The following is a 12207-nucleotide window of genomic DNA, read 5'->3' as shown; positions in this document are numbered from 1 at the left end:
CCAGATGGAGCCGCCTACAACTCCGCGTCGTCCGTCTCCTCGTCCCGCAGCTCGGTGACGCGTTCCAGCAGGATCGCCTCCCAGGCCCGTCGCAGCCGGGTACGTAGGAGGGGCAGCGGCTCGGTGGCGCGCCCGTCCAGGCTCGCGGCGAGGCTGATCACGGTGTCGCAGCGGGCCAGCCACAGTCCGCGCAGGCAGGGACGGGCGCCGTACCCGGCGAGCGTGGCGGCGCGGACGGCCGCGGGCGAACCGACGGCCTGCGCGAGGCCCGCGATGTCCTCGGCCGGGTCGCCGACGACCGTGTCGGTCCAGTCGAGGACGCCACGCACCCGGCCGTCGGCGCTGACCAAGAGGTGTTCGCCGGTCAGGGCATGGTGCACGAGGACCGCGCTGCCGGGCTGCGCGGCGAGCTGGACCGCGGCCGGCGAGGTGAGCTGCTGGAACCGGGCCGGGTCGAACTCGTCGGCCGCGCGGAGGCGTTCGGCGGCCCGGCCGGCTTCCCTGCGCAGCGCCTCCAGGGAGCGGGGGGCGACGCGTGGGACGCCGAGCGCCTCGGCCTGCCGTACCGGCACCTCGCGCAGCCCGGTGAGCAGGCCGGCCAGGTCGGCCTCGCCGACGGCCGACACGTCATGCTCTTCCGCCGAGCCGCCGGGCACCTTGGTGTCGAGCGTGTAGGCCAGCCCTGGCGCCCACTCGCCCTGCGCCACGCTGGTCGGCACCGCGACCGGCACGTGCGCGCGGATCAGATCGCGCAGCCGCGGTTCACGGCGTCTGCGGACGGAGGCCTCGCGGTCGCCGGCGAGCCGCAGGACATGGCGGGTGCCGACCCACCAGGTGGAGTGCCCGGCGCCCTCGGCGACGGGACGGACCTCGGGCCCGCCGACGTCGGGCGTGCCGTCCTTGAGCAGGGAACGGACCAGCCGGCGGACCGTGTCCGCGGTGGGTGTCGGTGCCTGGGTCATGGTCGCGCCGTAGTCGCTCGAGGGGTGGAAGGGGCTCCTGGGGGCTCGGTCAGTCGACTATGACCATCTCGCGGGTGGTGTCGTTGAGCCTGCGGCCGCCGTCCTCGGTGACCGTGACGATGTCCTCGATGCGTACCCCGAAACGGCCCGGCAGATAGACGCCGGGCTCCACGGAGAAGCACATGCCCGGGACCAGGGGCTGTTCCTCGCCCTCGATCATGTACGGCGGTTCGTGTGTGGTGACGCCGATGCCGTGCCCGGTGCGGTGGATGAAGTACTCGCCGTACCCGGCGTCGGCGATGACCGCGCGGGCGGCCCGGTCGACCTCCTGGCAGGACACGCCGGGCCGCACCGCCCGGAAGCCCGCCTCCTGCGCCGCGCGCACGAGGTCGTGCACCCGGCGCTCCTCGTCGGTGGGTTCGCCGACGTGGACCGTGCGGGAGGTGTCGGAGCCGTAGCCGTCCTTGAGGCCGCCGAAGTCGAGGACGACCATGTCGCCGCGTGCGATGACCCGGTCCCCCACCTCGTGGTGCGGGTTGGCGCCGTTCGGCCCCGAGGCGACGATGGTGAAGTCGACCTGGGAGTGGCCGAAGCGACGCAGCAGGTCGGCGAGGTCGGCGGCCACCTCCGACTCCCTGCGGCCGCCGAAGGGAACCTTCCGGATCTCCTCGAACGTCGCGTCTGCGGCCGCTCCCGCGGCCGCCACCAGCTCCAGCTCCGCCGCGTCCTTGACGGCGCGGAGCATCGGCAGGGCCTCGGTGAGGGAGGCGTACGACGTGCCGGGCAGGGCCCTCTGCAGGCCCAGGAGGTGCATGGCCCAGGTGTTGTCGCTGATGCCGAACCGGCCGTCGGCGTCCAGGAGGGCGGCGGTGGCGACGTAGGGGTCCTTGCCGTCGGTCCAGTCCCGCAGGGACAGGGCGCTCGCGCCGGTGGCCTTGGCGGCGTCCGGGGCCTCCAGGGCGGGCACGACGAGGACGGGGTCCTGTCCGGGGGCGAGGACCAGCAGGGTGAGCCGTTCGGTGACGGCGGTGGGCGCGTAGCCGGTGAGCCACACCAGGTCAGGGCCCGGGGACACGAGGAGTCCGGCGAGCCCGGCCTCGGCGGCCGACCGTGCCGCGCGCTCCATGCGGGCCCTGTAGTCGTCGGCGGCGAAGGGTGCTGCGGTGCCGGTCATTCCGGGCCTCCCTGGGCGGGTGATGGTCTTTGGGCAGCATCCTGCCCGGACGGCGAGGGGCGCGCGAGCCGGTCGACACGCTTTTCGGTCGGCCCGGACGCGGCGCCGGGCGGTACGTCAGCTCTCCAGGGCCATGCGGGCCCCGAGGAGCAGCAGGACGCCCCCAGAGACCTGTTCCAGCCGTCGGCGCACTCCCGCGCGGGACAGCACGGCCCGCAACCGGCCGACGAACCACACATAGAGGCCGTAGTAGCCGATCTCGTAGACCGCCCAGAGCGCGGCGAGCCCGGTCTCCCCCACTGCCTCAAGGGCGTGGGAGGTGCCCCCAGGGCAGGTGCGGGGCGCCCTCGGGCACGAACTGCGGCAGGAAGGACATGGCGAAGACGGCCGCCTTGGGGTTGGCGAGGTTGAGGAACAGTCCCGCACGGTAGGCGGCCCAGCCGGTCCTGCCGGTGCTCTCCCAGCCGCCCTCGCCGGCGGTCGCCTTGGTGCGGCGCGCCTGCCGCAGCGCCTGGACACCGAGGGCGACGAGCACGACGGCACCGACGATCCGCGTCACGTCGTAGGCGATCTCGGAGGCCGTCAGCAGTGCGGTCAGGCCGAGCGCGGCGACGACGCCCCAGAGGAACACGCCGGTCTCGTTGCCGAGCACGGTCAGGAAGCCGGAGCGTCTGCTGTGCAGCGACTGCTTGATGATCAGCACGGTGCTCGGGCCGGGGGACGCGGCGATGAGGGTGCAGGCCCCCAGGAAGGCGAGGAGCGTGGTCGGCATGGGCTCATCGTGACGCCGGTGGCCGGATCCGGACCAGCGGTTTTCCACCCTGGCCGACGGGAGTGACTTGATCGAGGTCTCCTCTAATGCTTGGATCAATTCAAACCATTAGAGGAGGGGGTACGCCGTGCTTGTGCTCGCACACATCAGCGATCTGCATCTCGACGGGACCGCGCGGGCGATGGAGCGTGCCGAGCGGGTGCGTGACCGCCTGTGGCAGTTGCCGGGACGGGTGGACGCCCTGCTGGTGACCGGCGACATAGCGGATCACGGCGCCGAGGCGGAGTACGAGGAGGCCGCACGGATCCTGGGACTGCACGAGGGCGAACCGCCGTTCCCGGTGCTCACCTGCCCCGGCAACCACGACAGCCGCGCCCCGTACCGCAAGGCCCTGCTGCGCCGGCCGGCGGCCGACGGGCCGGTGAACGGCGTGCGGGTCTTCGGCGGCGGTGCGGTACTGATGTGCGACTCCAGCATCCCCGGCAGCGACGAGGGAGCCCTGGACGACGAGACGTACGACTGGATCGAGGCGACGCTCGACGAACTGGGCGGAAGTGTTCCGGCGCTGCTGGCCTTCCATCACCCGCCGGTGGCACTGCACCACCCGCTGCCCGACAGCTACCAGCTGGACGGGCCCGGACGGCTTGCCGCGCTGCTGGAACGGCGGCCCCAGATCGCCGGCCTGATCACCGGTCACGCGCACACGCCCGCCGCGACCGTGTTCGCCGGGCGGCCCCTGGTCGTCGGGCCCGGGGTGACCTGGACGCTGCGGCTGCCCTGGGAGGGCGAACAGATCGCGGACCGGGACGCGCCGGTCGGTCTGGCCTTTCATGTGCTGGACGACGAGGGGCGGCTCACCACGCACTTCCGGGTGGTCACCTGAGCACGCGCACGCGCCGACGGTTCAGGTGACGACTCCCGGTACGGCCGTCAGCTGCTGGTAACCGCCGCTGCGATGGCGAACCGTCAGCACCACCTCGCGGCCGGCTCGCGTCTTTGCGACGGCGCGCGCGAGGTCGTCGGCCGTGTCGATGCGGGTCCGGCCGAAGGCGAGCAGTACGTCGCCGCGCACCAGGCCCGCGCTGTACCCCGGGCCGGGGACGTGGACCCCGACCACCAGCGCGCCCGCCTTCTCGGCGTCCACGGCCTCCAGGCCGAGGGTCGCGACGGCGGGCGCGGGCGAGGGGGCGGCCGTCGGTGCCGTGGACGACGCGGAGTGGCCCTGATGCGCCGAGGCGGACGGGTCGCCCTGGTGAGGCCCTGCCTGCCGCTGGAGTTCGGCCAGTCTGCTCATGCCGATCACCGTGGCGCCGACCGTCCCGAGACCCACCCCCGACAGCACCAGGACGGCCGCGGCGAACAGGCCGAACAGCAGGGTCGTGAACCGGCGTCCACGCCGGCGCGCGGCGTGCGGGCGCCGGGCGGGCCCGGGTCTCCTGCCACCACCGGGCTCCTGACCGGGCATCGGCTTGGGGCGCAACGCAGTCTGTTCCATGGATCGCCTCCGGCTGGATCACCACCGGCTGGTGTCTACCCGGCGCACGGGCGCGCGACGAGCCACGAACGAGTGAGACTGACGGGAGGTCAGGAGCGGAAGTCGGCTGTGGAGCACGCGGACGCGGGGCGCGAGCGCCTTCGGGGGCATGACCACGCCCCGCCGAACCTGCCCATGATGCGCAGCATCTGGTTCCCCGGAACCCGGTGAACGTCTTTGTAGCCGGGCTCGTTGGGCGCCAGCGGGATCGTCCCCCGTTGTCAGTGGGGGCTGTTACGTTCTGTGACATGACCGATCACGCCCTGGGACTGCTCCGACAGGGCCCGCGAGCGGACCGGGCACCGGCGGGCTATCGCGCACGGTCGCCCAGAACGGACCGCCCTGCAGGGACGAGCGCGCGGCCACGCACAGCCGACCACCACCGCAGAACCAACCGTGGCCGCATATCAGCGCACCCGCCCCGCCTGGCCACCGGACGGTCGCGCAGAACAGACCGCCCTACGCGGGCGCACAGAGCCAACCGCCCTGCGCAAGTACCCCGCAGCCGCGAAGGCGCGCGCCCACCCCGGTACCCGGCGGAGCGGACGCGCAGAACGCGTCCGCTCCGCCGGGTACCGCTTCCGTGGTCGTCGGGTCAGATGGCCAGGGGGATCGCCGGTGGCCGGTCCGGGAGGAAGTTGTGGGCGCGGCCGGCCAGGTGCTCGGCCTTGTAGCGGTCGACCGTGCGGTGCCAGTGCAGGATGCCCGCCATCCAGTGCTCGAGGTCGCTCACATAGCCCCGCATGACCTCGCGCGCCTCCTCGGAGAGCTCGAAGTCGTCGTAGACGACGGGTAGTTCGTGCGCGGCGACATGCTGGAACTGCTGCATGCGCTGGGTCATCAGGTCGTGGACGACTCGCAGCGCGGTCGGGTAGTCGATGCCGAAGAAGTTCTGCACGACAAGGATCGCGTTGTGGACCTCGCCCTCGTACTCGATCTCCTTCTGGTAGGAGAAGACGTCGTTGAGCAGGCACGCGTAGTCGACGGCGGCGTTCTCCAGGGAGCGCACGGGTCCGCTGCGGTAGACCTCCGGCGGGACGGCGGGGCCGTGGCCCATCCGGCACATGCTCATGGTGAGGTCGGAGCCGAAGGTGGCGCGCCGCATCTCCAGGTAGTCGACCGGGTCGGGGACGCGGTGCTGGATCTGGTTGGCCAGCTCCCAGATCCAGCTCTCCGTCATCACGTTCACGGCGTCCTTGAGAGTGCGCCGCTGGTCGGGGGTCATCTCGGCGGTGGTGCGGGCCCAGAGGTCGATCAGGCCGCGTTCCATGGCGTTGACGGGGACGAGGGTCTGTTCGCCGTCCAGGGGCATGCAGTCCGACAGACGCTGTGTGGTGAGCCGGGCGGCGGCCAGGTCCCGGCGGCCGCCGTAGACGAGGGGGTAGTAGTCGTCGCCGTATGTCCCCCACGCCAGCCAGTCCGAGCTCAGGTCCAGCGCCTCGGGGCTCGCGTCCGGGTCGATGCCCGCCGAGCACAGGGGCAGGTCGGCCGCGGCGAGCTTGTCCTCGTCCCAGACGCCCTCCTGGAGCATGCCCATGCGGTGCGCCCACTCGGCGAGGCGGGGGCGGGCGCCGGGCAGGTGCGGGCTGTGCTCGACCTGGAACGGCATGTAGAAGTCGGGCAGCAGGGACGGGCCGACCTTCTGGAACGGCACGTGTGTGTGGGCGCGCAGCCGCTCGGCGCCGGCCGCGGCGAGCAGGGCGCCGACGTCGGCGGCCGAGGTGCCGGGGCCGGTCAGGGCCTGCCAGGGCGAGGTGGTGTCCGCGCGGGCGTTCATATAGCGGCTTGAGCGCATGTGCCATTCGTGGCCGCCCGACTGCCAGTCCTGCAGGCCCTGCGTGTACCGGGCGACGGCGGTCACCTCGGCCGGGGAGAGGCCGTTCTCCAGGGCGACCGCGGGGACCTCGGTGAGGGCGGTGTGCTCGAACTGGTGGAGGCGGGAGGTGAGGACGTCGTTGACGGTGTCGGCGGCCTCCTGGGTGGTGCAGCCGAAGAAGGTCTCCAGGACGAGGACGCCGTTGCTGAGTTCGCCCTCGTCCTCGACCTCGCGCTGGTAGGAGAACAGGTCGTTGCGCAGGTGGACCGCGTCGGAGAAGGTCTCCATCAGCACCCGCAGGGGTCGCGTTCCGGCGACGGACGCCGGCACTTCGGCCGTCGCGTACTCCACCAGACCGGCCGACCAGGGGGCGCCGCCGACCTTGCGGCGCATCTCGATGTACTCGACGGGGTTGGCGATCCGCCCCTCGTTGATGTTCGACAGCTCCCACAGTGACTCGTTGAGCAGGTGCTCGGTGGCGACGGCGAAGCGGCGGCGCCAGTCGGCGGACATCGACGGCACGGTCCGCGTCCACAGGTCGGCCAGGCCCGCCTCGACCGGGTTCTGCGGCTCGGGCATCGGGGTCGACACATCCATCGGCATGAACAGGGGCAGCCGGTCGAGGTAGGCCTTGCCGCCGGCGCGGTCCTGGGTGCGCTTGAAGGTCTCCAGGAAGTGGTCGTCGAAGAAGAACACCCACACGTACCAGTCGGTGATGAGCGAAAGGGCGGGGCCGTCGCAGTCGGGGTGTGTGTAGGCGCAGAGCAGGCCGTAGTCGTGCGCGTCGAGGTCGGACTGCTCCCAGATCCCGGACCCCTCCAGCATGCCCATCTCGCGCGCCCACACGGTCGAGTGGGCGCGGGCCTCGTCGACGTGCGGGTTCAGCCGCGCGGGGTACGGCATGTAGAAGTGCGGGAGTTCGAAGGGCTGCTGCGTCATGAGCCGGGCCCTACCCAAGGCCCTCCGCGTGCATCCGTCCGGGCACACATGATCACACCATCGCGTGAATCCGGACAGAACTCGGGAGTTCCCGGCGGCACTTGTGGCGTCCGGAGGGTGTGGGGGGGGGCGTTCAGGTGCCCTGAACGCCCTGGTTGCGGACCGCCCGTCCGACCTCCGCCCTCAGTGCGACGAACTCCGGCAGTCCCCGGGTGGCGATCTGCTCCCGCAGTCCGGGGAGCCGGACCGGCAGGTCCAGGATGATCCTGGAGCCGGGTCCCGGGGAGAGGACTACGACGCGGTCGCCGACGTAGACGCTTTCGTCGATGTCGTGGGTGACGAACACGATGGTCGTGCCGTCGGTGCGGTGGACCTCCAGGAGCAGGTCCTCCAGGTCTTCGCGGGTCTGGGCGTCGAGGGAGCCGAAGGGTTCGTCCATGAGGAGGAGGGTGGGACGGCAGACCAGGGCGCGGGCGATGGCGACGCGCTGCTGCATACCGCCGGAGAGCTGCCAGGGGTGACGGCGGGCGGCACCGGACAGACCGACGCGGTCGAGGATGCGGTCGGCCTCGGCACGCCGTTCGGTGCGGGCGAGGCCGCGGCGGCGCAGTGGCAGGGCGACGTTGTCGCGGACCGTGAGCCAAGGGAAGAGGGAGCGGCCGTAGTCCTGGAAGACGACGGCCATGCTGTCGGGGACGCCGGTGACGGGGGCGCCGTCGACGGTGATCGTGCCCTCGCGGGCGGGAAGCAGACCGGCGATGGTGCGCAGCAGGGTGGACTTGCCGCAGCCGGACGGGCCGACGACGCACAGGAGTTGGCCCGCGGGGACGGTGAGGGTCACGTCGTGCAGGACCTGGTGGTCGCCGTAGCGCTGGCCGACAGCGGAGAGCTGGAGCATGCGGTCGGTCCCCTGTTCCTGGGTGCGGGTCGCGTGGTTCAGGTGGCTGGGGCTCATGTCACTTACGTGGCCCTCCCCCTGCCGATCAGCCGTTTCTCGACTGCCAGCAGGCCGGTGTTGAGCAGGTGGCCGAGGACGCCGAGAAGGACCAGCGCCGCCCATACGGTGAGCAGGTCGGACCGGGTCTGGGCCTCGGTGAGCGTGAAACCGATGCCGTTCGCGGTGCCCGGCAGCAGTTCCGAGAACACCATGAGGATGAGGGAGAGCGAGAGGCTCAGACGCAGCCCGGCGAAGATGCGGGGCAGGGCGGAGGGCAGGACGAGGAACCACAGGCGTTCGGCGGTGTTCAGGCGCAGGACGGCGGCGACGTCGAGGCGCAGCGGGTCGGTGTTGCGGACGCCCGCCGCGGTGTTGATCAGCACCGGCCAGACGGCGCTGAAGGCGATCGAGGCGATCTGCATCGGGGTGCCGAAGGCGAAGATCACGACGAAGACGGGGACGAGCGCCGGGGGCGGGACGGCCCGGGCGAACTGCAGGACAGGGTTGGCCAGCGCGTACGCCCGCCGCGACCGGCCCACCGCGACACCGAGCACGATCCCGGCGACTGCCGCCAGCGCGAACCCGGCGGCCATCCGGCCGAGGCTGGGCAGGATGTCGTCCACGGCGGCCGGGCTGAGGAAGAGATGGCGGGCGGACCCGTCGAACCACAGGTCGTGGACCTGGCGCGCGATGCGGCCCGGGGGCGGGAAGTAGACGCTGCCGCGGGCCCGGGCACCCACCTCCCATACACCGACGGCGAGAACGAGAACGAGCCGGCGCAGGAGGACGGGGTGGGCGGCGACGGTACGGAACCGGGGCGCGGTTGCCTTCGGCGATGGGGGCGGGTGAGGGCGGGGGGATTGATCCGTCAACTGCGAGAGCGGGTGCGGGCTGGCCGCGGGCGCTTTCGGCGAAGGAGGTGGCTGAGGGCCAGGTGACTGGTCCGCCGGCGGCGAAGGCGGAAGGGCACTGGACGCGGGCACCTTCGGCGAAGGAGGTTCCTGAGGACCAGGTGACGGGTCCGCCGACGGCGAAGGCGGCAGGGAACCGGACGCGGACACCTTCGGCGACGGAGGTGGCTGAGGGCCAGGTGACTGGTGTGTGCGCGACGTGGGCGGCCGGGATCGAGACGCCTGCCCCTCCGACGGCGACGGCAGGCACGTCCCAGACGCCTCCCCCTCCGACTCCGACGGCGAGCACACTCGGGGCATCTCCCCCTCCGACGACGAAGGCGGGCACGCCCCCACCTCGCCCCCGGCGTCGTCCGTCGCGCTCATCGGGTCGCCCCTCGCCCGGCGGCGGCCTCCCGGTGTTCCGGTGTCCAGGGAAACAGCCGTCGCTCTCCCCACACCAGCACCGTATTGATGACGAGCCCCAGGGCCCCCGCCCACACCACGCCCGCCAGGACGTCCCTCGTTCCGTCCGTCGCCAGACCCGCCTGGGCGATGAAGATGCCGAGGCCCTCGCCGAAGCCGGAGAGGATCTCCGTGGCGACGGCGAGGACGAGTGCGACGGCGGCGGAGATGCGGACGCCCGCGGCGATGAACGGGGCGGTGGCGGGGAGCTCGGCGCGCAGCAGGACCGTGAGGCGGCCGAAGCCGAAGGCGCGCAGGGTGTCCTTGGTGAGGGGGTCGGTCTCGCCCAGGCCGTAGACGGTGTTGAAGAGGATCGGCCACACCGAGGCGTAGGTGATCAGCGCGACCTCGGTCGCGGCGCCGGAGCCGAGGAGCAGCGAGACCAGGGGGATCAGGGCGACGGACGGCAGGGGCCGCAGCAGCTCCACGATCGCCCGGGCGGCCGCGTCGACGAGCGGCACGCTGCCGAGCAGCAGCCCGAGCGGTACGGCCATCGCGCAGGCGAGGCCGAGGCCCAGCGCCCAGGCGCGCAGGGTGACGCCGAGGCCGTCGAGGAAGACGGGGTCGCCTGCCAACTCGACTGCACGGGCGAGGACTTCGGACGCGGGCGGCAGATAGCTGCGACGGACCAGCCCGGCCCGGCTCACCGCCTCGCACACGCCGAACGCGAGCAGCACACCGAAGATCCCGAGCCACAGTTCCTGACGCACCCTCAGCCGGTGCACGGCAACCGCCCCTTCGCCCTCGCCCCGCAGACCTCGCTCACTTCACCAGCAACCCCGGAACGTCGATCGGCTTCTTCAACATCCGCTGTTTCTCCATCAGCGCGGACAGCCGAGCGATCTGCGTCCCGTCCATCGTCGCCGGATACACCGGCAGGTCGATCTTCGCCGCCTGCTCCTTCGTGACCTTGGTGTACGACGGCAGCACGTCACGCACGAGGGACGGATCCGCGTCGGCGAGCTTTACGGCCGCCTTCAGGGCCCGTTGGAACCGGGCGAGCGCGTCGGCGTTCTTCCCGGCGAACTTCTCTGTCGTGATGTACCCGCTGAGCGGGATCGACCGGACGGGCGCGGACGACCCGTCCACCAGGATCCGCGCCCCCGACTCGTCCTGGATGGAGCTGTCGTAGGGCTCGACCGCGTGCACGGCGTCGACCTGCCCCTTGTCCAGGGCGGCGCCCATCTGCGGGAAGGGGATCTGCCGGTAGACGGGTCGGCCGAGGCCCTGTTTCGCCAGGATCTCGTTGAAGGTCAGTGACTGGACGTTGTTGAGGACGTTGACGGCGAGTTTTCTGCCCGCGAGGTCGGCGAGGGTCTTGATGTCCGAGTCCTTCGGCACCAGCACGTCCATCATGCGCGGCGCCGCCCTGATCGCCTCGGCGACGATGCGGATGTCGAGGGTGCCCTGGTCCTGGGCCTGGAAGTAGGTCACGTAGTTCGCGCTCGCGACCATGTCGATCTGCCCCTTGGACAGGGCGGGCAGCGCCTGGAGGCTCTGCTGGATCTGCTGGATGCGGACGTCGAGGCCTTCCTTCTCGAACAGTCCGCGGTTCTGCGCGATGTACAGCATGGCGGAGTCACTCAGGGGCAGCGCGGCCACCCTGACGGTCGTGCGCCCGCCGTCCGAGGACGAGGAGTCCCCGTCGCCGCCGCAGGCGGTGAGTACCAGTGCGAGGGCGGCCACCGCGGCGGCCGCCTTCCCGCTTCCCGATCGCCAAGGTCGTAACGCCAGTCCCCACGTCATCCGGGCATGATGGCCGATCGATTGACATGATCACTACACCAAGGTCAGCCGAATCGTCACGCCTTGGAGAAATGCGCGAGGATCTCCTCCGCGACCCAGCCGAGCGCGTCCGGCAGCGCCTCGGTGGCGACCGGCAGCCACAGCGAGCAGGCGGTGAGCCCGGCGTCGGCCAGTTGCCCGAGTTCCTCGCGCACCCGCTCGGCGGACGCCTCCGCGCCGCCCAACGGGCGCCGCCCGGGCAGCCGTACGGCCGCCTCGAAGCCCGGAGGTACGAGCACCTGCCCCGCCGTCAGCTCCAACGGCGTGGCCGGATCCCGACCCGACTCCTCCCCGAGCACCGCCAACCGCCCCCGCACCTCGGCGAGTCCGGCCGCGTCGAGTCCGGAGCCGTGCCACGCGTCGCCGTACCGCAGCGCCCGGCGCAGAGCCGCGTCGCTGTGGCCGCCGACCCACACGGGCGGCCCTTGAGGCGTACGCGGCCGCACCCCGAGCCGTACCTCGTCGTCCTCTCCGCGCCACAACTTCCGTACGACGTCCAGCTGTTCGTCGGCGCGGCGGCCCCGGCGGGCGAACGGCACCCCGGCCGCGTCGAACTCCGCGATGTCCCAGCCGGTGCCGACTCCGAGCGTGAACCGGCCGCCGGACAGCCGGTCGAGCGTGGCGGCCTGGTGGGCGACGACGACCGGGTTGTACAGGGGCAGGATCAAGACGCTGGTCACCAACCCGATCCGGGTGGTCGCCCCGGCCACGGCGGACAGCAGGACCAGCGGGTCCGGGGTCACGCCCACCGCCCCCGCCAGCAGATGGCTGCTCGCGATGAGGTGGTCGAAGCCCAACTCCTCGGCGGTACGGGCGGTTTCGAGGACGCCGTCGAGTTCGGCCTCGTGAGCGGGCCACAGACGGTGCGGTGCGACTCCCAGACGCATGCGGTGCGGCTCCCTTGAGGTGAGGAAACAGAGGGTGGTGCACCTG

10 protein-coding genes and 1 pseudogene are annotated in these 12207 nt (G+C 72.0%); 1 reads left to right on the top strand and 10 read right to left on the bottom strand.

Annotated features, from left to right (window positions below; translation table 11 throughout):
• Positions 1–14: 14 nt before the first annotated feature.
• The 3 genes and pseudogenes from ABZT06_RS05310 to ABZT06_RS05300 all read right to left on the bottom strand — a co-directional run bounded on the left by ABZT06_RS05310 (position 15) and on the right by ABZT06_RS05300 (position 2908).
• Positions 15–962, bottom strand: coding sequence for an aminoglycoside phosphotransferase family protein (locus tag ABZT06_RS05310; protein WP_355735079.1), 948 nt, complete (start codon positions 960–962; stop codon positions 15–17).
• Positions 963–1011: 49 nt separating this feature from the next.
• Positions 1012–2136, bottom strand: coding sequence for an aminopeptidase P family protein (locus tag ABZT06_RS05305; RefSeq protein ID WP_355735076.1), 1125 nt, complete (start codon positions 2134–2136; stop codon positions 1012–1014).
• A 117-nt stretch (positions 2137–2253) separates the two neighbouring features.
• Positions 2254–2908: pseudogene (locus tag ABZT06_RS05300) on the bottom strand (LysE family translocator).
• A gap of 127 nt (positions 2909–3035) precedes the next feature.
• Between ABZT06_RS05300 and ABZT06_RS05295 the strand changes: the two are divergent.
• Entirely contained in the window at positions 3036–3791 is a 756-nt protein-coding gene (locus ABZT06_RS05295; RefSeq protein ID WP_355735073.1) for a metallophosphoesterase, read from the top strand.
• Positions 3792–3812: 21 nt separating this feature from the next.
• Here the strand turns inward: ABZT06_RS05295 and ABZT06_RS05290 are convergent, their stop codons facing one another.
• From ABZT06_RS05290 to ABZT06_RS05260, 7 genes are all read right to left on the bottom strand, one after another.
• The gene (locus tag ABZT06_RS05290; RefSeq protein WP_355735070.1) at positions 3813–4403 is read right to left on the bottom strand and encodes a PDZ domain-containing protein; all 591 of its coding nucleotides are present in this window, start codon (positions 4401–4403) and stop codon (positions 3813–3815) included.
• 634 nt (positions 4404–5037) lie between these two features.
• Positions 5038–7197: a germacradienol/geosmin synthase Cyc2 gene (gene cyc2 / locus ABZT06_RS05285; protein WP_355735067.1), complete on the bottom strand. Its 2160-nt coding sequence runs from the start codon at positions 7195–7197 to the stop codon at positions 5038–5040.
• A gap of 133 nt (positions 7198–7330) precedes the next feature.
• Positions 7331–8095: an ABC transporter ATP-binding protein gene (locus ABZT06_RS05280; protein ID WP_355735549.1), complete on the bottom strand. Its 765-nt coding sequence runs from the start codon at positions 8093–8095 to the stop codon at positions 7331–7333.
• Positions 8096–8157: 62 nt separating this feature from the next.
• A complete protein-coding gene (locus ABZT06_RS05275; RefSeq protein WP_355735547.1) occupies positions 8158–8916 on the bottom strand; it encodes an ABC transporter permease subunit in 759 nt (252 codons plus the stop codon).
• Between the two features lie 491 nt (positions 8917–9407).
• A complete protein-coding gene (locus ABZT06_RS05270) occupies positions 9408–10214 on the bottom strand; it encodes an ABC transporter permease subunit (protein WP_355735064.1) in 807 nt (268 codons plus the stop codon).
• Positions 10215–10251: 37 nt separating this feature from the next.
• Positions 10252–11175, bottom strand: a complete 924-nt coding sequence (locus ABZT06_RS05265; RefSeq protein WP_355735061.1) for an ABC transporter substrate-binding protein — start codon at positions 11173–11175, stop codon at positions 10252–10254.
• Between the two features lie 116 nt (positions 11176–11291).
• Positions 11292–12161: a TIGR03619 family F420-dependent LLM class oxidoreductase gene (locus ABZT06_RS05260; RefSeq protein ID WP_355735058.1), complete on the bottom strand. Its 870-nt coding sequence runs from the start codon at positions 12159–12161 to the stop codon at positions 11292–11294.
• Between the last annotated feature and the right edge of the window lie 46 nt (positions 12162–12207).

This window comes from Streptomyces sp. NPDC005483, assembly GCF_040606035.1.
In the GTDB taxonomy this organism is placed as follows: domain Bacteria; phylum Actinomycetota; class Actinomycetes; order Streptomycetales; family Streptomycetaceae; genus Streptomyces.
Note: the sequence above shows the minus strand (reverse complement) of the source record. Positions and strands in the feature narration are given on the sequence as shown.